Raw genomic sequence first — 22,356 nt, forward strand, 5'->3', positions numbered from 1 at the left:
CCATTGGTCCCAAACTCAGCTAAGCAAACTAGCCCTGCAGGCCGTATGGGCGCACTGCGTGAAAGTGTTAGGAACGGCGCGCTTCCAGGGTCGGGACCCTATCCAAATGAGCAGCTTTTCGGGTGTTTAACCGCCGCCAAACTCGCGCTGAAATGTTGCCATGTCGAAATAGTCGCGCCACTCGGCTATCTTGCCATCGCCATTGATCTCGAACGTGCCCATCACAGGCAGCGCGGCACGGCGTCCATCGCTCAGGATAAATGCGTCGGTACGCTCGGTAAGGACCGAGTTGCCGTTTGTGGCGATCGTATGGATTTCCCACTCGCAGCGATCAACCGGCCCCATAAAGCCGCTCACGGCATCGCGCACTGCGGAAACACCGGTTACCGGTTCCATCGGCATGTTGTGCCAGGTGATGTCATCTGCGCACATGTCATACATTGCTTCCATGTCACCGCTGTTCCAATGGTCGACAAAGGTTTGAACGGTCTCGCTTGGGGTCATAGTGTATCTCCTCCAGTAAAACGCAGCGCATTCACCAAGATACGCTGAACATGCGGATCGGCGTAAGTCTCAGGCCCGTCACCGAATTGGCAATAAACCAGCGGGGCATTGCCGATTTGCCGCCACCACGCGACAAGATCACTGCCATTGGGATGTTCCCAACCTTCATTGCTGAACATCTCGCCTTTGACCGCCAGCGCCGCGGAATAGAAGTTCTCGCGGGTGAAATCATGACGCGCGCGGATCAAGGGATGCACCGCGCTTTCGTCGATTTGGCAAAGATATAGTTCGTCGGTGAAAGGGAATGTGTCAGGCAGTGCGGCGGTCACCGCATGCTGGGCCACTACCTGGGCATCGTAAGCGACATCGTGGCGATAGCCAGAGTCGGGCACTGACTGCCCCTGCCATTGCCCCGGCTGGTACAGGAAACGCCCACCCAGCATTTCCGCCCATTCCGGCCAGTCAGCCCAGCCTGCCAGTGCATGGTGCATCGCGACTGCGCCTTTGCCGGATGCAAATCGGCGGGCGATTGCTTGCCTGAAGCCTTCGGACGGTGGGCGGCTCGTTACAACTCCGTCGCCAAATGTGTATCCGCCCATGTCGTAGAAAAGCAGCGCATCGGCCTCGTCCGCCGCGCCTTCAGCGACAGCTTGCTCCGCGTCCGGATGAACGAGGTGGGATACATCCCATTCGCCCAGTTCGCGGCCCAGTAGCTGGATCAGCGCGTCAAACGGCGCTTCCTCGTAAGGGTGCCCGCCAGACAGGACGAGCAACTTTCCCATCAGGCGATCTTCAGGATCATCTTGCCCTGGTTCGTCCCCGCGAACAGGCGCATGAAACTGTCGAATGTGTTTTCCAGCCCTTCGTCGATGTGCTCTTCAATGGCCAGCTTTCCCTCGGCCGCCCATTGACCCATTTGCGCTGCACCCTCGCCAAAGCGTTCGACATAGTCCGCCACCAGCAGGCCGCGGATTTGTGCACGCTTGACGATGAGCTGCCACAGATTGCGAATGCCACGGGGCTCGGTGTTGTATTCGCTGATGAGGCCGCACAGACCCACGCGAGCATAGAGGTTGAGGTTCATGAGCCCGGCATCAAGGATAATCCTGCCGACATTCTCGAAGATCACATCGACGCCATCGGGCGCGGCTTCGGCGATCGCTTTCGTCAGCGCAGCTTCGTCTTTGCCCTTGTAATCGATTGCAGCATCGAAGCCGTATTTTTCTGTCAGCTTGGCGCATTTCTCAGGCCCGCCCGCGATACCAATCGCTCGGCAGCCTTTGATCTTGGCAAGTTGTCCGACAAGCGAGCCGACGGCGCCAGCTGCGCCTGTTATCAGAACCGTTTCGCCTTCCTTCGGCTCGCAAACCTCCAGAAAACCGAAATAGGCGGTCATGCCCACTGCGCCGAAGATCGAGAGATAGTTCGTGACGCTAGGTACGAGTGTCGGGTCAATCGGCTGGGTAAAACCACCGACTTCGCCGACTGAATAATCTTCCAGCGCATTCAATCCCATCACCCATTGGCCGGGTGCAAACCCTTCCGCGCGGCTTTCCTCGACCACACCGATTGTGCTGGCGCGCATGGCCGTGCCCAGCGGAACCGGCGGCATGTAATTGCCGCCAGCGTCCATCCAGCCGCGCATGGCCGGATCGAGCGAGGCATAGTGATTGCGGATCAGGAACTGGCCTTCTGCCAATTCCGGCGTGGGCTCGGTGACAAGCTCGAAGTCTTCGCGCACCGGCTCGCCATCTGGCCGCCGCTGGAGGAGAAAGCGCCGGTTTTCAGGCATAGGTTTCCTTTTTCGTTTGCTCGGTCAGGCGGCTGCGATCCGCACGGGGATCGCGCTTTGCAGCGCTTGTCCGGTGATCGGATCATAGTCGACTTCATCACTGGTCAAGCGGTTGGTTGATCCGCCCATTTCGCGCACATTGTGCTTGCCCGCTTCGCTGTCGCCAAAAGCATGCGCCATCGAAATTAGCCCGCGCCGCACCCGATCACTGCTTTTAACAATGCCATGGATCGAAGCGTGCGGTGAACTGATTTCGATGACATCGCCATCTTTCAATCCGCGCTCTGCCAGATCATCCGGGTGTATATAGGCCGGGTTCGTGGTGATCTTGCGGCCAAGATTCTTAAGCGGCTGCCCAATCGAATTGAATCGCGCTTTCGAACGGCGTGAAATCAAGCGGAAATCGAAGCCCGCGGCGCGCGCATCCTCTGCGCCATATTTCTCCAGTTGTTTGGGCATATCGCCCGCCGCTAATTGGAAGCGGTGATGCTGGTCAGGATCAGCTGGTTCGATAACCGGATGGAGATCATCATATATCACCGCCGCACCGCCAGCCTTGCGCGCATCTTCGCGCACCTTGCTCGGCGGAACCAGGCATCCCGCCGCCATCAAATCCAGAAATTCCTGTTTGGTCGGGCATTCATCCATCGGCACATCGCCGCCTGGAAGCTTCATTTGCACGCCAAGGTTCTTTCCGATGGTCCAGAGCATTTCATACTCGTCAATCGTGTCTCCCGGCGCGTCAGCCAGCGCTTCGGTGTAGCGCGCATAGGCATTCTCGTGCCACCATTCAGACAGATTGGTTATGTCCTCGCGCTCAAGACATTGCTTGGGTGCAAGCACGACATCCGCACGCTTGGCGCTGGCGCTCATCCATGGGTCAATCTGAACGAACAGTTCCAGATCATCCAGTGCGCGGCGCATCTTGAGCTGGTTGGGGAAACCGACTTCGGGGTTGCCACCAACCGATACAAGCGCCCGGATCTGGCCTTCGCCCGGTGTCAGGATTTCATCCGCCATCACATTGCACGGCATTTCGAACAGCAATTGGCCAAGCCCGCGGAAGCGCGATTTGGCCATCCCTTCGACGCCGAACATCGGGGCTGGCGGCGCGACTTGAGCGCGCTTCTCACCCATCTGGATGGTAAAGACGCCGGGAACGCTGCACTTTTCGCCTTCTTGCTTGAAGCGCGCGCAAACGGTGTTGAGGCATGTCACCAGATACTCTGTCAGCGTGCCATTGCCCGCCATCTCAGGGCCGGTGCCAGTGACAGCGCAGCCTTTGGAGCCGTTTGCAAACATGCGAGCTGCGGCGACCAATTGATCGGTCTCAACCCCGGCCCGCTCTGCCGCCACTTCCGGCGTGAAGGCGGCAACTGCGTCTTTTAGTTCATCCAGTCCGTCGACATGCGCGGAGACGAAGTTGCGATCGTAAAGCTCTTCAGTGAAAATCACATTCAGCATGCCTGCCAGCAGTGCCGGGTCTTCGCCCGGCTTTACCGGCAGATAGATATCTGCCAGCTGGCCGACCTCGGCCAGACGCGGGTCCGCCACGATCAGCTTCATACCTTCTTTCTGGCGATCACGAATGCGTTTGGAAGGGCTGAACGGCGGCACCCCGCCAACAGGCGAGTAATGCGACACAATCGGATTATTTCCGATGAAGAACGCAACGTCAGCTTGAGAGAAGTTGTTCGCGCCGCCCATCCATTTGCCATAGCGTTCGGTCGTGAAGACCTTGGCTGGCTGGTCCAGAGTGACCGACGTAAAGAAGTGTTTAGTGCCGATGGCCTGCGCCAGGCTCATCGTAGCCATCATCGCAGAGCTGTTCTGGTAGCCGCCCGAACCCATGAAGAGTGCGATCGAGTCGGGGCCGTATTTGTCGATTATCCGGCGGAATTCATCGCTGACATGGGCCAGCGCATCCTGCATCGGGGTTTCCTGAAACTCGCCATTTTCATCGCGCACCAGCGAATGGTGCAGACGATCTTCCGAATTGTGCGAATCCGGCAGTTCGCGGCCTTTCTTGCAGGTATAGCCGCCATATTCGGGATCATCCGGATCGCCGCGGACGGCCTTAACTTTTCCATCTTCCACATCGACCAACATCGCGCAATTTGCGTGGCAAAAGCGGCAGAATGTCTTGTGCGTTTGAACGCCCATCACTCTCTCCTTTGACACGCAACATAACAGATGCCGTAGGGGCAGCGACTGACACTTTTGCGCGTGGTGAGTTGCGGCGTGGGCCACCATTAGGCTGAATCGACAGAAACAGCAGGAGAAACATCATGCCCACCACCGCTCGCCAATGGCTTTTGAACGGACATCCGCGTGGACGGGGGATCGAGGATGGTGATTTCAAGCTGTCCGAAACACAGCTGCCTGATCCAGCCGAAGGTGAGATGCTGCTCGCAACGCGCTATCTTGGCTTCGATCCGGCGCAAAAAGGCTGGATGGAGAATATTGCGGACTATGTCGCGCCCATGGCGATCGGCGATGTCATGCGCGGCAGCGGCATTTGCGAAGTGATCGAAAGCAATGGCGGGCGCTTCCAGAAGGGCGACTGGGTGTTCGGCACAATCGGCTGGACCGATCACCTTGTCACCGACGGCAAGGATCTGACCAAAGTAGAGACAGGGCTTTCACCAACCGCTGTTCTGTCAGTGCTCGGCACGACCGGGGTTACTGCCTATTGCGGGCTGTTCAAAGTGGGCAAGCCTGTGGCTGGCGACACGGTGCTGGTGTCGGGTGCAGCAGGCGCAACCGGATCTGTCGTTGGGCAATTAGCGAAGATTGCCGGATGCCGCGCAGTTGGAATTGCTGGCGGTCCGGAGAAATGCAAATGGCTGGTCGAAGAAGCCGGCTACGATGCGGCGATTGATTACAAGGCGGGCGATGTAAAGCGCCAGATCAGGGAACTTTGCCCTGGCGGTGTCGATGTGATCTTTGACAATGTCGGCGGCGCAATCCTTGATGACATGCTTGCCAATATCGCCACCGGAGCGCGTGTGGTGGTTTGTGGAGGTATCAGCCGGTATGAGTCTGGCGGAACACCCACTGGCCCGGGCAATTATTTCAATCTGATTTTCCGCCGCGCCAGTATGGCGGGCTTCATCGTGCTGGATTGGGCGGCGGAATTCCCCGGCATCCGCAAGCGTTTGGAAGGCTTCGTCAATGATGGCAGATTGCGCTATCAGGAAGACATCCAGGAAGGGTTTGAAAACGCGCCTGAAACGCTGAAGCGGCTGTTTGTGGGCAAGAACCGCGGCAAGCAGATGCTCAAGCTCTAGCTTTCAAGATCGCTTGGCCGGTTCACATTCATCAGCGGCGGATCGATAGCAATCTGCCGCGCGTTGACGCTCTCGGTAAAGCCATAAAGTGCGCGCCCCCCGTCGCGTATGAAGATATCAAGTCGCGGCGCTAGCGATGCAGGCCACAGCCCCACTATTGGCTGGTCTTGCACGATCGCGGGGCCTTCGCCGGCAAGCGCCTGAGCAAGATTGTCGGGCAGGTTGGGAGTGTCACAGCCGGAACTGAGAACCCGGTCAAAGCCATTGATTCGAGCAAAATGCAGAGCCGCGTTCAGCCCCCCGAGCGGACCAAGCCCGTCTTCCGGCAGGTCCGCAATGCAATCGAAGCCTTCCTCCGCCCGCCCGCATACAACCAACCCGCTGCATTGCGCGGCCAGCGCCGCCCCGACATGATCGATAAGGCGCCTTCCCTTGTGACGCGCATAGGCCTTGTCGCTGCCAAATCGCGTGGCTTTTCCACCCGCGACAATGGCGCCGAGCAGCTTCAGCCGAACTTCTCTGTCGGTACGCCTTCCTCGTTGTAAACCGGGCCTTCGGCGTCGACGCGGTACTTCCGGCTCACGGCGTTCTCGATCCCGAATGAACCCAGATGGCCCAGCATTCCGGCATAGTGTTTGTTCGCGAAATGGCTCGCGAGGGCTTCTTCGCTGGTCCATTCTTCGAAGACATTGATGCGGGTCGGATTATTCAGGTCCGCGCTCCAGTCATAATGCAGGCACCCCTCTTGAGAGAGTGCGCCATCGATAAACGGCTGTGCGGTTTTCAATGCTTCTTCGCGTTTGTCTGCCGGCAGGTCGATCTGTGCCGAGATAACGATTTTCGCCATGTCTTATCCTTCTTGCGGATTGTATTCTGCAACGATGCCGAACTTGCGATGGGTAAAGACCCATGCGCCGTCGATCTTCGCCAATTCGTCTTCGTAGAGCCCACCAACAACGCGGGTCTTGCCATCTTTCATATGCAGGATTTCTTGCGTCTGGACCCGGCTGGTGGCCGTATCTCTGGTGACATCGACCATGCAGGGGACACAGTGGAAGCTGACCGCTTCGATCCCGCTAATCGCCTGGCTCCAGAATCCGACGATGGCCTCTTTGCCTTCGAACAGATTGCCGAAGAAATCCCACGTGGCATTCTCGGCCCAAACGCTACCCCAAGTCGCGGGATCTTTGCGCACGACTCCATCGGCATAGGTGCCATTGAGTTCGGCAATCATCTGGCGATCTTCTGCGGGTCCTCGGAACACGGCGCTCTCCTTATCTCTCGGTGTGGCTATCGGCGTGCGCAGCCGATCCTTCAATGAGCACTTTTGGGAAGGGCGCTCAGCCGCTGGACCGCTTAGAGACGCGGGTGAGAACACATTTGGTTGGGAGCGAGACATGGGCCTTTTGGAAGGAAAGAAAGCCGTCATTCTGGGTGCGGCGAGCAAGGACAATATGGGCCAGGTGACTGCCCGGCTGTGCGCTGCCGAAGGGGCAGAGGTTCTGGTGGCTGGCCGCAAGGAAGGCCCGTTGTCGGAGCTCGCAAGCGAAATCGGCGGGCACTATGCCTTGTGCGACATTACAGACCACGCGCAAGTGCACGGCTTGGCCGCGACCGCGGCTGAAAAGATGGGCCGGGTCGACGCGGCAATTAATTGCACAGGCTGGGGGCTGCTCGCAAATATCCTAGAGACGACCGAGGAACAGCTCGACCAGATTTGCGCGCTGCAATTCAAGGGTGTGCATCATTTCCTGCAGGCCTTTGTTCAGCAGATGAAGGATCAGGACCCGCAAGGCGGATCGCTGATTTCTCTATCTTCTGCGACCACGAAGGCCCTGATCAACAATCACGCGGCCTACATCGGTACGAAGACTGCAGGTGAAGCGATGATCCGCTGCGTCGCCAATGACTTCGGGCAATACGGGATCAAGGCCAACACGGTCTCACCCGCGTTCACGGAAAGCCCGATGACTTCAGACAGTTTTCAAGTGCCGGGACTGGTGGATGCATTCATGCCCAAATATCCGCTGGGCCGCTTGAACACGAGCGAGGATGTGGCCGAGGCGTGCGCTTGGCTGTGCAGTGATCGTGCCTTTGTGACCGGCCAGAATATCCAGCCCAACGGCGGGCTGACCTTGCGCGGCAATCCGCAGGCGGTCGATATCGAAGCGGCTGTTGGCGCGGCGATGGCGAAGATGCAGCAGGACGGTTAGCCTGGCACCGCGCTAGTATTGCGCGGTCCCGCCATCGACGCTGATCGCTGCGCCTGTAATCCCGCCGCCTTCCTTGCTGGCGAGCAGCAGGGCGACCGCTGCAATTTCCTCGACTGTGTTGGGGCGTTTGATCGCGGCTTCGCTGGCGAACATGTTGATCATCTCGTCAAATTCCATGCCCATCGCTTTCGCAGTCGCGGGGCCATTGTTCTTGATGATGTCGGTCACAACCAGGCCGGGGCAGATGCAATTCGCGGTAATGCCCAGCTCGCCCACTTCGCGCGCAAGGCTCTTGGTCATGCCGGTTACCGCGTGCTTGGCCGCAGTGTAGGCGGTAAACACCGGCTTGCCGTGCTTGCCCTCCATTGAGGACATATTGATGATGCGCCCGGTCTTGTTCGGGATCATGGTCTTCAGCGCGCGGCGGCTGGCCCAAAAGGTGGAATAGACGTTCCATTTCATCGCCTCGTCAAAGGCTTCATCTGACAGATCAACCATCGGCTGCAGATCGCCCGCGCCGCCGGCATTGTTGACCAGAATGTCGATCGTGCCGAAGTTGGCGGCTGTGTGGTCGATGAAGCCTTCAACGTCGGACTGCTTCATTACATCGCCAGCGACAAAGATCGCCCTGTCACCGACGTTGAGTTCTTCCAGCACCTTCGCGCCCTTTTCCGGATTGCGCGCGAACAGCGCGACCTTCGCGCCCTCGGCCAGAAACGCTTCGGCAATCCCGCGCCCCAAACCCGCGGTTCCGCCTGTGATTGCTGCGACTTTGCCTTCCAGTTTCATGCGTTTCTCCTTGTCCCAAGCCATGCGACATTTGTGAGGGTTCCAACATTGGCATTTTCGCTGGGGTTTCCGCGCCGCCCGCACCCTCCACCCTACCACCCGGATAGTTTCCGGTAGGCTCCGGGTGGTAGGGTGGAGGGTGCGGGCTGGCTTGGCTCACAGATGCCTAAACCCACACCTTGCTAAAATGAGGAATTGCCGCGCGTGGCCCGAACGCGTCTTGTCGAGCCATGGAAAAAACAGATGTGATCATCCTGGGGTGCGGCGCGGCCGGAATGGCTGCGGCGCTGGCTGCCTACGAAGCGGGCGCGAAAGTTGCCCTGATTGAGCGGTTTGACCGGATCGGCGGGACAGCGGCGATTTCGGGCGGCGTCATCTGGGTGGCGGACAATCCGCGCCAGCGCGCCGCAGGTATGAGCGACAGCCGCGAAGAAGCGCTCGCCTATTTCAAGGCGCTCGACCACGGCGACCTGGTGGATGACACGCTTGAAGCGTTTGTGGATCGCGGGCCGGAAGCGCTGGAGTTCTTGGAAAACATTGGCGCGCTCAGCGTGTCGCTGCTTGATGGCTATCCGGACTATTATCTTGATCGTCCGGGAGCGAAGCCTGAAGGCGGCCGTGCACTGGATCATGATTTGTTTGCACTGGGTGAACTGGGCGAATGGGCAAGCCGTATCACTGCGATTGAAGAGATGAAGCCGATGATGCTGCGCGAAACGCCCTTGGGCGGCGGCACAGGAGTGGTCGAGCCTGAAGAAATGCAGCGCCGCGTCGGCAATAATGAGCGCGGCTTTGGACAGGCCATGGTCGGGCGGTTGCTCAAGGCGTGTTTGGAGCGCGGGATCGAGCCAATGCTGGGCGTGGAGACGCGCGAGCTTATCCGCGACGGCGATCGCATCACCGGAATCAAGGCGACGCGGGACGGAGCTGATTTCGAATTGCACACGAACCAAGGCGTAATCATCGCCACCGGCGGATTTGAGTGGGATGAAGACAAGCGTCAGGCCTTTCTGCGCGGTCCAATGGATGCGCCCGCCAGCCCTCCAACGGCACGCGGCGATGGCCTAAGTCTGGCGATGGCAAATGGTGCAAAGCTCGGCAATATGACGCAGGCGTGGTGGGCGCCAACGTTGGTCACGCCCGATATACCGTGGCCGGGCGGTGAGCAGCGCGCGCAGCCTGTGCTGATCGAACGGACTGTTCCGCATTCGATCATGGTCAATCGCAAGGGTGAACGTTTCTGCAATGAAGCGGCGAATTATTCCGCGCTGGCGGGCGCGTTCCACGCCTTCGACCCGCAGAGCTATGACTATCTCAACCTACCGGCCTGGCTGATCTTTGATGAGGATTATGTCGAGCGTTACCCGATTGGCCCGCGCTTGCCGGGGCAGCCGGTGCCCGAGTGGGTGATCCGTGCAGAATCACTGGAAGAACTGGCCTGCAAGATCGGGATCGAAGGGTCTGTGCTCGACGCCACGGTTGCTCGGTTCAACGGCTTTGCACGCGCCGGACACGATCCCGATTTTCAGCGCGGCACCTCTGCCTATGACCACTTCTATGGCGACCGCAGCCGCGAAGGAACCGCGGTGACGCTGGGCCCGATTGCCCGTGCACCCTTTTATGCGGTCGAGATTCGCATGGGCCTGCTCGGAACCAATGGCGGGCCGCGAACCGATGGTGCGGCGCGGATGTTGGGCCATGATGGTACGCCAATCGCCGGGCTGTATGGTGCTGGCAATGCCATCGCTTGCCCCACCGGCGGGATATATGCTGGTGCGGGCGGAACGCTCGGTCCGGCGCTGACCTTTGGCTATATTGCAGGGCGGAGTGCGGCCCAAGCCAACACTTAAGGCCGGACGCCTAGGCTTTCTTCGGTTCGAACTCGATGTGTAGCTCTTTCAAGCTGCGCAGCAGGAAGTGCGGGTGATAGGCGAAGTCGTTCTTGCCTTCTGCAAACCACATGTCTTCAAACCGGTCGACCACTGCTGTGAAACCCCACGTCAGCTCACGCCGGGCCAATGGCGCGCCAAGGCAATGATGCGTCCCTGAGCCAAAGCCCATGTGGCTGCCCGCCTTGGGCCGCTCCAAGTCAAGCTTTTCAGGGCATTCGAACGCCCGCTCGTCGCGATTGGCCGCGGCGAAGCGCACGTTGATCATTGCGCCGCCGGGAATGGTAACGCCTTCCAGCTCGGTATCATCGGCGACAAAGCGCATCAGGCTTTGCACCGGGCTTTCCAGCCGCACCACTTCCTCGACAAAGGTGCGCATGTATTTGTCGGGATCAGACTTCAGCTGATGCCATACATCCTTGTTTTCGATCAGCAGCTTCATACCGGCTGCCAGCGCATTGGTGGTGGTTTCGCTGCCGCCCACAAATGTATCCGCCATCATCTCGGCATGCAGCTCATTGTCGGTCAGGGTCCGACCCCAGTCTTCGATCACAGTGTTGACGAGCACGCTGATCAAGCTGTCATCAGGGTTTTCGCGCAGCCGTTCGAAAATCGGCTGGAAATAGTGCTGCGCTTCGATTTCCTTGTCGACCATCTCCATGTGGCGATCTTCAGGCAGCATGAAGGAAATGCGATGGAAGAATGCCTCGGTCCAGCTCTTGATGCGCCAGATGTCTTTCTTCTTCGCGCCCATCTGCTCGCCGATGATGTAGAGTGGCAACGGCACACAGAACTGACTGACCCACTCGCATTTGCCCTCTTCCAGAAAGCCGTCGATCAGCTCGTAGGCCAGCGTTTCGACCTTGCCATCGATTTCCTTGATACGGCTGGGCTTGAACGCTTCGTTGAACATCGCGCGCATCTGCTTGTGATTGGGATCATCGCGCCCGTTAAGTGTTGCGGCCGGAACCCAGCCCTTTTCCTCAAACCGTTTGGCGACCATTGCGCCACGTTCCATATCGGCCGCCGATGCGCGAAAGCGGCCTTGCGGTGCAGAGCTGGGAAAACGTTGCGGGTCCATCAGCACTTCGCGAACAGTGTCGTACCGTGTCACGACCCACATATCGGTGCCTGCAATATTGTAGACGGGCGCTTCGTCACGAAGCTGCTTATAGGCCGGATAGGGACACTTCTGTGTCTCCAGATCGAACAGATTGACTTGTGGTTCGCTTCCCAATGCGGCCTCCCGAAAATGCGGATGGAATTTTCGCCACAGTGAGCGGATAGTGCGGGCGCGGCAACTCGCGGAAATGGGGAGAGTGGCAATGGATCGCGCGCTACAGGAACTGATCGACAGGCAGGCGATTTGCGATGTGATCCAGCGATATTCTCGCACCCTCGACTGGCTTGATGATGCGGGGCAAGCGAGCTGTTACTGGCCCGATGCCGAGATCGACTATGGCTTCTTCAAGGGCTGCGCCGAAGAGTTCCTACCGATCGTTATGGATATCGAGCGTGGCTCTGACCGGCGCTGGCACATGCTGTCACAGCCGCTGATTGATTTCCACTCATCTTCCAATGCCAGCAGCGAGTGCTACGGCGTTTTCGCCGGTGCAAGCCGCCAGGATGACGGAACGCTGGCAGGCAATCTCTATGGCGGACGCTATCTTGATGAGTGGGAGAAACGAGAGGCAGGATCAGGGCAGGAATGGCGCATCTCCCAACGTCTCTACATTGTCGATTGGCAGAGCGACCTCGTGAACCAGCCAAGGTTTACGCCCAACCCTGACTTTCCGCTTCCTACGGCTCGGATCGATAAGAGCAATCACCCGCTTTATCGGGAACTGTAATCACCCCTCGGCCGGCGGGTCCATATAGTCGCGGTAATAGGTCAACTGCCCATTGGCGACTTTGTATATGCCCACGCCGCCGCGGGATCCCTCTGGTGAATGCATGGTCCAACGTGCCCAGACCGCGTGATCATCGCCGCAGATTTCATCCACTGTGAAGTTGATTTGGCGTGTCCCCATTTCCTTCACCATAGTGGTCATGAAACCAAGGATCGCGTCGCGTCCCTTGTGCGTGCCCCAAACCGGATCTTCCAGCAGAGCATCTTCCGAAAACAGCGGTGCAAGCTTGGTGTAGTCACCTTCATCCTGGATGCGCCAGAACTCCTCGATCACGCGTTGGGCTTCGCCGGGCATTGCCATTTCTCCTCAGTTCAATTTGCGGATCGGATCGCTGCCGTCCCAATCTTTGGCGGCATTGCGCACCATGTCGTAGAATCCGGTCAGCTGTTCGCTGGGCTCGTAGAGCTCAAGCATATGGCCGAGCGAAGCGGTCGCATCGACGAAGGCATAGCGCGTGCCGCTGGTTACCTCGGACAGCTGCGCGAGCGGCATGTCTTGCGCGCCGAAATCAGCAATCGCTGTGTCCAGATCGTCAACCCAGATTGCCATATGGTGCAGCCCTTGCGCGCTGCTGCCCGCAGGAAACATGTCATGAAACGCACTGGGGTTATCACCGTGCTGGGTGACGAATTCCACCATCACATCGCCCCATTGGCCATAAACGCTGGAATGATCGTGGGTCACGCGCTGGCCGCGGTGCTCGCTCCAATTGAGCGGCACGTGATGAAAGGTGAAGAAAGGGCCAGACCCAAAACTTGCACTATGCGCGCGCGCCGAGCTTTCAATGTCAGGCACGAACCAGGCGATCTGCCGAACGGGAAGGTCGCCAAAGCGCCTAGTTGACGGCACGATCCTTGCCTTCCCAATAGGGCGCGCGCAGATCCTTGCGCAGGATCTTGCCAGAGGGATTGCGTGGCAAGGCGTCGATGAAGTCGACCGACTTGGGGCATTTGTAGCCAGCGATATGTTCGCGGGCATGCGCGATGACTTCGGCTTCGGACAATTCCTCGCCATCCTTCACCACGACACAGGCTTTCACCGCTTCGCCCCACTTAGTGTCAGGCACGCCGATCACTGCCACGTCCGCAACTTTGGAGTGTGCGTAGATCGCATTTTCAACTTCCGCCGGATAGACATTCTCGCCGCCGGAAATAATCATGTCTTTCACCCGGTCCTGAATATAGAGATAGCCATCCTCATCGAGGTATCCGGCGTCACCTGTGCGCAGCCAGCCATCGGCATCAATCGTCTCTGCGGTGGCTTCGGGCCGGTTCCAGTAACCTTTCATGTTCTTCGGGCTGCGCGTTGCGATCTCGCCGATTGTATCGGCTGGCACCTCTGCTCCGTCATTGTCGATAATCTTGATTTCGACATCTTGTAGCGGTGTTCCGACGCTGCGCATGCGCGGGCTGCCTTCGGGCACATGATCTTCGGGGTTGAGCGTCACTATAGTGCCTGACGTTTCCGTCATGCCGTACATCTGCACAAAGCCGCACCCCATCACATCCATCGCCTGTTTCATCAATTCGAGCGGAATGGGCGAAGCGCCATAGGTGATGTACTTGAGATTGGAGAAGTCCACCTCGCTGATACGCGGATGGTTCAGCAGGATCTGGATCGCGGCGGGCACCATGAACATCTTGGAGATGTTGTAATTCTCGATCAGGTCGAGCGCCTGCGTCGGGTCATATTCAGGCAGCACGATCGCTTTGGAACCGTTGAACATTGTGCCAAGCCCGGTGCCGGTTCCGCTGATGTGGAAGCATGGCATGGCGAGCAGCGTGATCTCGCCCGGGACGGTTTTCTGCCAGTCCATTTTTTCGCTCTCGTCGACATCGTTCATGCGCGAGGAAAAGATCGAGCCGTGCGTCAAAATCGCACCCTTGGGATGACCGGTTGTGCCCGAAGTGTACAGCTGGATCGCGTCATCTTCTACGGTGCATTCGGTCATCGGGTCGATTTGGGGGAATGTCCCGCGCCATTCGGGATATCCGGGGTAAGGGCCTTCTGTGCCTTCGGAGCCGTAGATGCGCGTGACGTGTTCGAGCTGGCCTTCGATGTCGCGGACGAAGTCTGCAAATCCGGGCCCGACAAACAGGACCTTGGCCTGACAATCATTGACCACATAGGTGACTTCAGGGCGGGCCAACCGCCAATTGACCGGAGTCATCACCGCGCCCAGCTTGGCCGCGCCTGCCAATATCTCGAAATAGATATGCGAATTCTTGCCAAGGTAAGCGATGCGGTCACCCTTACCGACACCCAGCGAGGCCAGCGCATTGGCACAGCGATTACTGCGCCGGTCGAGCCGGCCGAATGTCATCTGATCGCCTGCGAATTCAAAAGCGACATCCTGTTCGTGCTCGCGGCCGTGATGCCGGATGATGTCACCAATCACTTGCGGGTTGTCGATGCTCGACATGATTTTCCCTTTCGCTCTCCGTGGTCCGGTCTAGTCGGAGCGCGCGCGCGGGCCATTGGCACAATTCATAGCGGCGCTGGCGCACGCATAGGCTAGGGTCGACAGAATGAATGATGCCAACCCGCCCGACGGCTTTGAACCTGCCAATTTCTCGCCCGGATTTCTTGATCATGGCGGGCCTTACTTCCTGCGCGCCAATGCGGACGGCCCCCGCATAGTCGGCCTGCGGATCATGCCGCATCACATCAATTATCAGGACGCTGCGCATGGCGGTGTGCTGACGACCCTAGCCGATGTGGCGCTGAGCCACGCGGTCTACGACAGCGAGCGACCGCATCCAGGCGTTGCGACGGTCTCGTTGACGACAAACTTTCTTAGCGGTGCAAAGCTGGGAGATTGGCTGGAGTGCGCTGTCAACATAGATCGGATGGGCGGCCGCACAGCCTATACCAGCGGTTATATCATGCGCGATGGACAGCCGATTGTATCGATGAGCGGCGTGTTCTCGGTAAAGCGTGCGCGCTAACCGCGCCAGCGCGCAACCGCCGGTGTCGACGGGTCACGGTCATCGTGAAAGCCAGCCATGCCTTCTGGCAGCTCGGAAAGGCCCACGCCTTCGACTTCGCGAAATTCGCGCCAGTCATAAAGGCCGGTGCGCTGTGCAATGCGCCATTGCCCCGAACGCTGCTCGAAACGATCGACATAGCGCCCTGCAATCACCGCTGAATACACTTTGCCCTTATCCGGAAATACATCCGGCACCGGATAGCCCGCTGGGATAGTGTGCATCGCGGTGAAGTAGGTTTCGGTGTGGCAGGTGTCGTCTTCAAAGCCGAATTGTATCTGGCCTAACTGGTGCTGAGTGGCGAGGCAGGGATCGATGATGGCTTGGGCTTGCCCGACAAATTCTTCCCAATTGCCTTGCACCGGGCCGAAACCGAATGTCGCATCTGCATGGAACAGTTGCGGCATCATGTCCCAGCGCCGTCGGTCAATCGCATGGGCATAGGCCCCGATCACATCGCGAATGGCTTCGCGGTCTTCCAGCCTGATACTCATGCATCCAACTCCACAATGACCTTGCCGATGTTGCCGCCTGTAAAGAGCTTCTGGTAGGCGGTTAGGGTATTCTCAAGTCCCTTTGTGACATCATAGGGCATTGTCAGTTCGCCCGTATCGACCCATTGTTTGAGCCGCGCCGTCAGACGTTCGCCCTGGCCCATGAAGTCAGGTGAAAAGAAGCCTTCGATTCGCAATCGCCGCATCAGGACTTGATCGAATTCCTGCGGGCTTGTGCGGGTGCCGGAAGAATAATCGGACACCAGCCCGCACACTGCGATCCGGCCATAATGGTTCATACGCGTCAGAACATGATCCAGTATAGGCCCGCCGACATTGTCAAAATAGACATCTACTCCGCCAATCGCGTCAAGCTGCGTGCCCAGGCCATCAGCCTTATAGTCTACCGCACCGTCGATCCCGATCGCGTCAGTCAGGAAGCGACATTTGTCAGCTCCCCCGGCGATACCCCAGGCTGTGCAGCCCAGCAGCTTGGCCATCTGGACAGCCAGAATGCCCGTCGCACCTGCTGCTGCTGATACCAGCACCTTCTCGCCAGCCTTCGCGGCGCCAGTCTGCTCAATCCCCCACAGTGCAGTCCACCCGTTCATGCCCAGCGGGCCGAACCATGCGCGCTTGTCTTTGACCGCTGGATCAAGCTTCACCGCGCCAGCCATGATGGGATCGACTACGCTGTAATCTGCCCATTGACCGAACGCGCGCACTAGTGTCCCTTCAGGGAACTCCGGCTGGCGCGAAGCGGTGATTTCACCGATCACCAGACCCGTCATCGGCGTGCCAGTTTCCAGCGGCGGTTGATATCCATCCGTGCGATCGGTCAGCCACATCCGCGTGCCCGCATCCATCGACAGCATGGCATTACGGATAACGATCTCGCCTTCGCTGGGTTCAGGCTCGGGCGCCTCCATCAGCCGCAAGGATTCGCTAAAATCCGTGCCCTGAGGCCGTACGTCGATGCGCCAAAAACGGTTTGTCATACCTGCCTTGTCCGCGCAGTCCAAAGCTACGGCAACGGATGCTTTTGCTAGTCAATTTAGGAGGGCTATCAAATTGGCGCGGTGCGCCGGTGCGGCGCAAATCCTAGTCTGCCTACATCAGATTGGGAGAGTGGAAATGGCATTGATCACGGTTATCGGCGCGTCAGGCCGGCAGGGAATGGCACAGGTCAAACAGGCATTGGCCGCTGGCTATGACGTCCGCGCAATTTCGCGCCAGCCAGAACCCTTTGCAGGCGCAAAGATCGAAGGGATCGAACATATCGAGGTCCGCCCGATGGACTTGTATGATACTGCAACTTTCAAGCCTGCGCTCGAAGGCTCGGACTACATCTTTTACACCCACCCGCTTCAAGCGCGCGCAGACCGTGCTGTTTTGATCGGGGATCTGGGCAAGGTGGCGGCTGAGCTTGATGTAAAGCGGGTGGTCTGGAACACCTCCAGCTGGATACCGGACAAGCCGGGCGATCCATTTACTTATGGTGAGAACACAAAGGGTATCAATGCGTTGTGGCGCTCTGGCGCACCGGGCACTGTATTCGGCTCGGTATTGTTCATGGACAATCTGCTGACCAATTGGGCGCGGCCATTTATCGTCAATGAAGGACGCTATGTGTATCCGCACGCGCCGCATCTGGAGGCGAATTGGATCAGCTTGGACGATGTGGCGAAGTTCATGCTCGCTAGCCTTGAGCGGCCTGACATGGAAGGCGCTTGGCTCAATATCGGCGGGCCCAAGAGAATGCGCGGACCCGAAGTCGCTGAAGTGCTTACCGACACTCTAGGCAAGCCGATAACATATGATCCATGTACCCCGCAGGAATTTGGCGATTATCTCGTACGTGCCGCCGGTGACAGCATGCCGGAGGAAATGCGCACCGAATTCGCCGCCGGTATCGCGGCATTCTATGAATACAACAACACCGCGCCTACAACGCCGTTTGCTGTCGATATGGACCATGTTTACGAGCGCTTCCCGGAGCTGGACGGAAAGCTGGAAGATATGGCAGAGTGGGCGCCGAAACAGGATTGGGGCGATTCCAATTTCCGGCCTGCGTTTGGCTGATATGTCTGAAAGACGCGTTGCAAACATTGCGCTGGCCGAAACATATTATCGTGCGCTCGAAGCTGGAGATTTCGAGGCGCTGGCTGATCTTCACGCGGACGATGTGATATTCAATCTGGTCGGTTCGACTCCGGTATCGGGGCGGTGGATCGGCAAAGCAGAGTGCTTCGGCCCCCTTGTTGAAGAGGGGGTGGTAGGACAGCTGGTTCCGGAAACAGTTCAGTTCTCACGCAAGTGGCGTATTATGTGTGCCGATGACGACCGTGTTGTTGGGCTAATGTACGGCGGAGGGGATACGAAGAACGGCGAGCAGTATCTTCAAACCTACTGCCAGATAATGACCATTCGCGATGGCAAGATCAGCGAACTGCACGAATTCTTCGACACTGCCCTTGTGGAATTAGCTCTCAATGACAATCCGACCCGCAAGGGCCCGACTGACATCGCGCGGCCTTTCGAGTTTTAGCCTACTCTGCTGCTTCGCGTTGCTCAGCGGCAAATATCTGCAGCAGCTCCGCATCGCTCGCATTAGTGAGCTTCTCCACCCATTGGTGGAAGACTTGTCCGCCGCGCTCGTTCTTGCCGAATAGCACTTCTTTCAAGAGCCCTGATTGCAGTGCTTCGTGCTGGCGCTTGCCAGTCTTGTAGTCTTCATCGCGCACCACGACCTCAAGGAAATCGAACTGCTCATGCGCTGACTTCACGTCGGCATCCGTCTCCGGCTTGTTCTCCATCACGTAGAACTGCGTTGTGTAGCTTTCACCTACGCCATTACCGGGGAATAGCTGGCTGATCATCGCGCCGCGCTGCCCGCCTCCATAAAAGCTGGCGATCGAGATATGTGGGAAGATCGTCCACACGCCTTGGACCAGCACTTCCTGCGGGATTTCGTCATCTGAGAGATGTTCCAGATCCAGTTTCTGATCGTCGTCACCTGACACTTTGATCGCGAATTTCGAGGGGGTCGACAGCCGCTGGTGTGGGCCGAAGGCGAAGTAGTTCGCGCGGTTGTAGAAATCTGCGCCGAACGTGTCTTTGTGCAGTACAGGCAAGTGGTAGAAATCGAGATAGCCGTCATAGGCCGTCTTCCAGTTAGGCCCCGGCAAGGTGCGCTGCGCGAACAAGGTCCAGCCATCGAATTCAAACGCCTTCAGCAGATCATCATAGCCGTTCAGATAATCTGCAATATCGAGCTTCGAAGCGGGGTCTAGCGTTGCCCAGATCAAACCGGCGTTTTCGTAGACCGGGAAGCGTGTGAGGCAGAATTCCGACTTGTCGATGGCGCCGAAATCCTGCGGACTGGCCACGCCCACCAAATCACCGTCGTTCTTGTATGTCCAGCCATGATAGCCGCACACCAAGCGCGTCGCGTTCCCGGTACCTTCCGCCAGGGGATTGCCGCGGTGTTTGCACATGTTGAGGAATGCACCAACGGTGCCGTCCTTCTTGCGCGTCAGCAACAGAGGTACACCGCAAATGTCCATTGCTTTGTAATCACCCGCATTCGGGATCTCACAGCTAGGCGCGACCATTAGTGGAAGACGGCGGAAGATGTGCCGCTTCTCGCGCTCGAACAACGCTTCATCGGTATAGGCCGATGCGGGCACACGCACGACATCGTCGGCGTATTCCATAGTGTCTGCCGCGCCATGCGCGATGAGATTGCGGGTCATTTCTATCAATTGCTCGCGCGACACTGCGTAATCCCTCCAGCTATATATGCATTTGATTGGCATTGTGTCGGGCGTAGCGCATTCAGGCAATTCGCGTTTTTGGATAGGGGTGGCACCTTGCGGTACTTGCAAATGGAAAGGGCGGACCAATCGGCCCGCCCCTCAATTTAAGACTATGGTACTTATTTAGAAGCGAATGCTGCCTTCGACAAAGATCTGGCGACCGCGGTTTTGCGTGACAACAAGATCGTCACCAACACCCGGCTCCAGGAATGGGCGCCCGCCGGATGTATTGACCCAGATCTCGTCGGCTAGGTTTGTGCCGATTAGCGACAGTTTCCATTTGCCATCCGCATCGCCGATCGAAATTTGCGCGTCGAAAGTGACATAGCTATCCTGACGCAAATCGGTCAGCGTGTCTTCATTGGTAAAATAGCTACCTGAATATATGGCATTACCCGACACGTTAAGCTCAAGCGAATTGCTAACCGGCGTTGACCAATCTACGGCAAAATTCCCTGACACTTCGGGCGCTCGAGCAACTTCACGGCCATCCAGATCTTGGCCTAAGCCAGCCACGAATGTGTCTGAGAATGCAGCGTCGAGATACGCAAGGTTAGAAGATATCGAAAGGCCCTCTACTGGTGTATTCCAGCGAAATTCGAGATCGAGACCTTTAGATGTCACTTCGCCCGCATTCAGAGTTTGGAACTGGATGTTAACGGCGTCGAAGTTTTGGACCTGAAGGTCATCGAAGACATAATAAAATGCGGTGGCGTTAAGTGTGACGCTACGATCGTTGAATTGCGATTTTACGCCAATTTCGCCGCCGATTGCTGTTTCTGAGTCATAGATTAAGGCGCTGAAATCTCCGCTCAGCACTGCTTGGCTCAAACTAGCCGAAGGCAGAGCTGAGTTGTCGATTCCGCCAGACTTGAAGCCAGTCTTGAACGAGGCAAAAACATTTACATCCTCAGACGCTCTATATTTAATCGTTGCCTCGGGAGACCAGTTGCTGTCCGAAAATTCGATGGGTCCCGAATTAAAGCCAGGACTTACAAAACCCGGCCCTTGCAAAAATGTGTGCAGGTAGGGAACGGTAATTGTCTGAGTTTTGCTTTCGTCCGTGTAACGGATACCGCCAGCAAGCTCTAAGTCATCGGTAAGATCAAAGATGGCGCTACCAAAGAATGACCAGGCTTCTGTCTTCGTTACGTGCCTTTTGTCCCAGTCGTAAGTAAACCCGGTAACTGGATCTGGTGCAACGAATGAGATGTTGACGGCTTGTTGAGCAGTGTCGAATACGAAAGTTCGGTCTTCATAGAAGGCGCCGAACATGAAATTCGCTCCACCATCAAAATCGGTTGTGACCCGAAGCTCTTGTGTGAACTGCTCCAGCTCATTGATCGGATCTGAAGCACCTGCACCGCCGGGGACCCCTGGTCCGAGAAGACCGACGTACGAATAGCTGTCAAAGTCGACAGAGGACATATCCACATAGCCGGTTGTGGAGGTCAGGGTTAGAGTATCGGACAATCGCAAATTGGATATTAACCGCGTAAACCAGATATCAGTTTCACTAAAAGGGACGCCATTTCGACCAGCAGCTTTCGATGGTGTTGGAACACCTCCTGCTAGAGGCGGGGCCGCGTCCGGTAGATAATATTTGCTATCGCTATCGTTGCAATCATTGCCTGCCGGAATGATTAAACCACCTGCAAGCAGGTAGACGCCGTCGGCTACGCCATTTGGACCGCAGTTTATGTCCGAATGCTGTACTGCGCCATCCCCTTCATTCTTGACATATTGAACCTTCAGATTGGCGTCAAAGGTATCGTCTGGTTCCCATGCAAGAGTAGCACGCCCAACAAAGTTTGTTTGCCCGCGAAATTGATTGACCGCGGGGGTCCCGGGCTGCAACTCTACATACTCGTCGATATCGTTGTATTGTGCAGCCAAACGAATACCAAGAGTATCACTTACAGGCCCTGATATGTAGCCGCCGATCACGTAGCCTTTTTCTTCGAATTCATACGACGCTTTGGCGCCTATTTCCCAAGTTGAAGTCGGTTGAGCTGACCTAATTGAAAATACGCCGGCTGACGCTGATTTCCCGAAGAAAAGTGATTGCGGACCCTTAAGGACGTCAATCTGAGCTGTGTCGAAGAAACCCGCCTGTACAAGACGCATCGTCGAGACCTGTACACCATCGAAGTCAAACGCCACGGCCGAATCGAATGCGGCTGAAATGTTGGATGATCCAACGCCGCGCAAACTGATTTGACCGCCTGAACCCGAGCCGCCGACCTGAACGTTCAGCGTTGGCACTCGCCCTACAACGTCCGCGATTTGATCGACCCCGTACTTTTCCAATACTTCTCCGCTAATAACCGAAACGGTAACCGGCACTTCTTGCAATGTTTCCGCCTGGCGACGTGCTCGCACGATGATAACATTGTCTTCCAAATCAGCTTCTTCGGCCGAAGTATCCGCCTCTTGAGCATGCGCAGCCGCAGGTAGTCCGGCAACTGCAAACACCGCCACTCCGCCCAGCAACGCCGCACGCATTGCTGACGGATTCCGATTCATAAGCTTGGTCATAATCGCTCTCTCCCATAATGGCCCGGCTCGATCTGCCGTTACCAATTGTCCCTGAATTCGAGGCTTTTCACCTTCGTATCCGATCAAGAAGTCTATGGCGCACCCCCCAGCGAAACACTTGGCAAAAGGAAT

Annotated in this window: 23 protein-coding genes; 7 read left to right on the plus strand and 16 right to left on the minus strand. The window is 57.4% G+C overall.

Going from position 1 to position 22,356, the window contains the following annotated elements:
• Positions 1-126 precede the first annotated feature (126 nt).
• The 4 genes from QZ487_RS03065 to QZ487_RS03080 are packed head-to-tail and all read right to left on the minus strand — an operon-like array spanning position 127 to position 4,459.
• Positions 127-504, minus strand: a complete 378-nt coding sequence (locus tag QZ487_RS03065) for a limonene-1,2-epoxide hydrolase family protein (RefSeq protein ID WP_285976321.1) — start codon at positions 502-504, stop codon at positions 127-129.
• Complete coding sequence (locus tag QZ487_RS03070; RefSeq protein ID WP_285976322.1) at positions 501-1,286, minus strand: ThuA domain-containing protein; 786 nt, start codon at positions 1,284-1,286, stop codon at positions 501-503. The genes QZ487_RS03065 and QZ487_RS03070 overlap by 4 nt, the downstream gene beginning before the upstream one ends.
• Complete coding sequence (locus QZ487_RS03075) at positions 1,286-2,296, minus strand: NADP-dependent oxidoreductase (protein WP_296023282.1); 1,011 nt, start codon at positions 2,294-2,296, stop codon at positions 1,286-1,288. Before QZ487_RS03075 ends, QZ487_RS03070 begins: the two co-directional genes overlap by 1 nt.
• Before the next feature lie 24 nt (positions 2,297-2,320).
• The gene (locus tag QZ487_RS03080) at positions 2,321-4,459 is read right to left on the minus strand and encodes a molybdopterin-dependent oxidoreductase (protein ID WP_296023284.1); all 2,139 of its coding nucleotides are present in this window, start codon (positions 4,457-4,459) and stop codon (positions 2,321-2,323) included.
• Positions 4,460-4,584: 125 nt separating this feature from the next.
• Between QZ487_RS03080 and QZ487_RS03085 the strand changes: the two genes are divergently transcribed.
• Positions 4,585-5,586, plus strand: coding sequence for an NADP-dependent oxidoreductase (locus QZ487_RS03085; protein WP_285976325.1), 1,002 nt, complete (start codon positions 4,585-4,587; stop codon positions 5,584-5,586).
• On the opposite strand, the gene QZ487_RS03090 is transcribed toward QZ487_RS03085, so the two are convergent.
• From QZ487_RS03090 to QZ487_RS03100, 3 genes are read right to left on the minus strand one after another with little or no spacing between them, the layout of a single operon-like run.
• Positions 5,583-6,188, minus strand: a complete 606-nt coding sequence (locus tag QZ487_RS03090; RefSeq protein ID WP_349665858.1) for a molybdenum cofactor guanylyltransferase — start codon at positions 6,186-6,188, stop codon at positions 5,583-5,585. The two genes, QZ487_RS03085 and QZ487_RS03090, sit on opposite strands and share 4 nt — an antisense overlap.
• Positions 6,092-6,433, minus strand: a complete 342-nt coding sequence (locus tag QZ487_RS03095; protein ID WP_067597086.1) for a putative quinol monooxygenase — start codon at positions 6,431-6,433, stop codon at positions 6,092-6,094. Before QZ487_RS03095 ends, QZ487_RS03090 begins: the two co-directional genes overlap by 97 nt.
• A gap of 3 nt (positions 6,434-6,436) precedes the next feature.
• Complete coding sequence (locus QZ487_RS03100) at positions 6,437-6,850, minus strand: nuclear transport factor 2 family protein (RefSeq protein ID WP_285976326.1); 414 nt, start codon at positions 6,848-6,850, stop codon at positions 6,437-6,439.
• Positions 6,851-6,983: 133 nt separating this feature from the next.
• On the opposite strand from QZ487_RS03100, the gene QZ487_RS03105 reads away from it, so the two are divergent.
• On the plus strand, positions 6,984-7,799 hold the full coding sequence (locus tag QZ487_RS03105) for an SDR family NAD(P)-dependent oxidoreductase (RefSeq protein WP_285976327.1): 816 nt from the start codon (positions 6,984-6,986) through the stop codon (positions 7,797-7,799).
• 12 nt (positions 7,800-7,811) lie between these two features.
• Here QZ487_RS03105 and QZ487_RS03110 read toward each other — a convergent pair whose 3' ends face one another.
• Positions 7,812-8,588: an SDR family NAD(P)-dependent oxidoreductase gene (locus QZ487_RS03110; RefSeq protein ID WP_285976328.1), complete on the minus strand. Its 777-nt coding sequence runs from the start codon at positions 8,586-8,588 to the stop codon at positions 7,812-7,814.
• Between the two features lie 230 nt (positions 8,589-8,818).
• Between QZ487_RS03110 and QZ487_RS03115 the strand changes: the two genes are divergently transcribed.
• Positions 8,819-10,438 carry an FAD-dependent oxidoreductase gene (locus tag QZ487_RS03115; protein WP_285976329.1) on the plus strand — a complete coding sequence of 540 codons (1,620 nt, stop codon included), beginning with the start codon at positions 8,819-8,821 and terminating at the stop codon, positions 10,436-10,438.
• A gap of 10 nt (positions 10,439-10,448) precedes the next feature.
• On the opposite strand, the gene QZ487_RS03120 is transcribed toward QZ487_RS03115, so the two are convergent.
• Positions 10,449-11,714 (minus strand): cytochrome P450, encoded by a 1,266-nt coding sequence (locus tag QZ487_RS03120; protein ID WP_285976330.1) that lies wholly within the window; start codon positions 11,712-11,714, stop codon positions 10,449-10,451.
• An 88-nt stretch (positions 11,715-11,802) separates the two neighbouring features.
• Between QZ487_RS03120 and QZ487_RS03125 the strand changes: the two genes are divergently transcribed.
• Positions 11,803-12,327 (plus strand): nuclear transport factor 2 family protein, encoded by a 525-nt coding sequence (locus QZ487_RS03125; protein WP_285976331.1) that lies wholly within the window; start codon positions 11,803-11,805, stop codon positions 12,325-12,327.
• Here the strand turns inward: QZ487_RS03125 and QZ487_RS03130 are convergent, their stop codons facing one another.
• The 3 genes from QZ487_RS03130 to QZ487_RS03140 are packed head-to-tail and all read right to left on the minus strand — an operon-like array spanning position 12,328 to position 14,809.
• Complete coding sequence (locus QZ487_RS03130; RefSeq protein WP_296023286.1) at positions 12,328-12,681, minus strand: nuclear transport factor 2 family protein; 354 nt, start codon at positions 12,679-12,681, stop codon at positions 12,328-12,330. It abuts the gene before it with no gap.
• Positions 12,682-12,693: 12 nt separating this feature from the next.
• A complete protein-coding gene (locus QZ487_RS03135) occupies positions 12,694-13,236 on the minus strand; it encodes a VOC family protein (RefSeq protein WP_296023288.1) in 543 nt (180 codons plus the stop codon).
• Complete coding sequence (locus QZ487_RS03140) at positions 13,223-14,809, minus strand: fatty acid--CoA ligase (RefSeq protein WP_285976334.1); 1,587 nt, start codon at positions 14,807-14,809, stop codon at positions 13,223-13,225. The genes QZ487_RS03135 and QZ487_RS03140 overlap by 14 nt, the downstream gene beginning before the upstream one ends.
• Before the next feature lie 106 nt (positions 14,810-14,915).
• Here QZ487_RS03140 and QZ487_RS03145 point away from each other — a divergent pair, with 106 nt between their 5' ends.
• A complete protein-coding gene (locus QZ487_RS03145) occupies positions 14,916-15,335 on the plus strand; it encodes a PaaI family thioesterase (protein WP_285976335.1) in 420 nt (139 codons plus the stop codon).
• Here the strand turns inward: QZ487_RS03145 and QZ487_RS03150 are convergent.
• Both QZ487_RS03150 and QZ487_RS03155 read right to left on the minus strand, forming a co-directional pair.
• Positions 15,332-15,868 carry a nuclear transport factor 2 family protein gene (locus QZ487_RS03150; protein WP_285976336.1) on the minus strand — a complete coding sequence of 179 codons (537 nt, stop codon included), beginning with the start codon at positions 15,866-15,868 and terminating at the stop codon, positions 15,332-15,334. The genes QZ487_RS03145 and QZ487_RS03150 overlap by 4 nt on opposite strands.
• Complete coding sequence (locus QZ487_RS03155; RefSeq protein WP_296023289.1) at positions 15,865-16,866, minus strand: NADP-dependent oxidoreductase; 1,002 nt, start codon at positions 16,864-16,866, stop codon at positions 15,865-15,867. Before QZ487_RS03155 ends, QZ487_RS03150 begins: the two co-directional genes overlap by 4 nt.
• A 136-nt stretch (positions 16,867-17,002) precedes the next feature.
• On the opposite strand from QZ487_RS03155, the gene QZ487_RS03160 reads away from it, so the two are divergent.
• Both QZ487_RS03160 and QZ487_RS03165 read left to right on the plus strand, forming a co-directional pair.
• Positions 17,003-17,950, plus strand: coding sequence for an SDR family oxidoreductase (locus QZ487_RS03160; RefSeq protein ID WP_285976338.1), 948 nt, complete (start codon positions 17,003-17,005; stop codon positions 17,948-17,950).
• Position 17,951: 1 nt separating this feature from the next.
• Positions 17,952-18,416, plus strand: coding sequence for a nuclear transport factor 2 family protein (locus QZ487_RS03165; RefSeq protein WP_285976339.1), 465 nt, complete (start codon positions 17,952-17,954; stop codon positions 18,414-18,416).
• A 1-nt stretch (position 18,417) separates the two neighbouring features.
• Here QZ487_RS03165 and QZ487_RS03170 read toward each other — a convergent pair whose 3' ends face one another.
• Both QZ487_RS03170 and QZ487_RS03175 read right to left on the minus strand, forming a co-directional pair.
• Complete coding sequence (locus QZ487_RS03170) at positions 18,418-19,647, minus strand: SRPBCC family protein (RefSeq protein WP_296023291.1); 1,230 nt, start codon at positions 19,645-19,647, stop codon at positions 18,418-18,420.
• A 162-nt stretch (positions 19,648-19,809) separates the two neighbouring features.
• Positions 19,810-22,224, minus strand: coding sequence for a TonB-dependent receptor (locus QZ487_RS03175; protein ID WP_296023292.1), 2,415 nt, complete (start codon positions 22,222-22,224; stop codon positions 19,810-19,812).
• Positions 22,225-22,356: the final 132 nt, after the last annotated feature.

The organism is uncultured Altererythrobacter sp. (genome assembly GCF_913057185.1).
In the GTDB taxonomy this organism is placed as follows: Bacteria; Pseudomonadota; Alphaproteobacteria; order Sphingomonadales; family Sphingomonadaceae; genus Erythrobacter; species Erythrobacter rubellus.

What these genes read in the sequence shown, in the direction of transcription:
- QZ487_RS03065 (WP_285976321.1), bottom strand. Translation starts at nt 504, where the DNA reads ATGACCCCAAGCGAGACCGTTCAAACCTTTGTCGACCATTGGAACAGC.
- QZ487_RS03070 (WP_285976322.1), bottom strand. Translation starts at nt 1,286, where the DNA reads ATGGGAAAGTTGCTCGTCCTGTCTGGCGGGCACCCTTACGAGGAAGCG.
- QZ487_RS03075 (WP_296023282.1), bottom strand. Translation starts at nt 2,296, where the DNA reads ATGCCTGAAAACCGGCGCTTTCTCCTCCAGCGGCGGCCAGATGGCGAG.
- QZ487_RS03080 (WP_296023284.1), bottom strand. Translation starts at nt 4,459, where the DNA reads ATGGGCGTTCAAACGCACAAGACATTCTGCCGCTTTTGCCACGCAAAT.
- QZ487_RS03085 (WP_285976325.1), top strand. Translation starts at nt 4,585, where the DNA reads ATGCCCACCACCGCTCGCCAATGGCTTTTGAACGGACATCCGCGTGGA.
- QZ487_RS03095 (WP_067597086.1), bottom strand. Translation starts at nt 6,433, where the DNA reads ATGGCGAAAATCGTTATCTCGGCACAGATCGACCTGCCGGCAGACAAA.
- QZ487_RS03105 (WP_285976327.1), top strand. Translation starts at nt 6,984, where the DNA reads ATGGGCCTTTTGGAAGGAAAGAAAGCCGTCATTCTGGGTGCGGCGAGC.
- QZ487_RS03110 (WP_285976328.1), bottom strand. Translation starts at nt 8,588, where the DNA reads ATGAAACTGGAAGGCAAAGTCGCAGCAATCACAGGCGGAACCGCGGGT.
- QZ487_RS03115 (WP_285976329.1), top strand. Translation starts at nt 8,819, where the DNA reads ATGGAAAAAACAGATGTGATCATCCTGGGGTGCGGCGCGGCCGGAATG.
- QZ487_RS03125 (WP_285976331.1), top strand. Translation starts at nt 11,803, where the DNA reads ATGGATCGCGCGCTACAGGAACTGATCGACAGGCAGGCGATTTGCGAT.
- QZ487_RS03130 (WP_296023286.1), bottom strand. Translation starts at nt 12,681, where the DNA reads ATGCCCGGCGAAGCCCAACGCGTGATCGAGGAGTTCTGGCGCATCCAG.
- QZ487_RS03140 (WP_285976334.1), bottom strand. Translation starts at nt 14,809, where the DNA reads ATGTCGAGCATCGACAACCCGCAAGTGATTGGTGACATCATCCGGCAT.
- QZ487_RS03145 (WP_285976335.1), top strand. Translation starts at nt 14,916, where the DNA reads ATGAATGATGCCAACCCGCCCGACGGCTTTGAACCTGCCAATTTCTCG.
- QZ487_RS03150 (WP_285976336.1), bottom strand. Translation starts at nt 15,868, where the DNA reads ATGAGTATCAGGCTGGAAGACCGCGAAGCCATTCGCGATGTGATCGGG.
- QZ487_RS03155 (WP_296023289.1), bottom strand. Translation starts at nt 16,866, where the DNA reads ATGACAAACCGTTTTTGGCGCATCGACGTACGGCCTCAGGGCACGGAT.
- QZ487_RS03160 (WP_285976338.1), top strand. Translation starts at nt 17,003, where the DNA reads ATGGCATTGATCACGGTTATCGGCGCGTCAGGCCGGCAGGGAATGGCA.
- QZ487_RS03165 (WP_285976339.1), top strand. Translation starts at nt 17,952, where the DNA reads ATGTCTGAAAGACGCGTTGCAAACATTGCGCTGGCCGAAACATATTAT.
- QZ487_RS03175 (WP_296023292.1), bottom strand. Translation starts at nt 22,224, where the DNA reads ATGACCAAGCTTATGAATCGGAATCCGTCAGCAATGCGTGCGGCGTTG.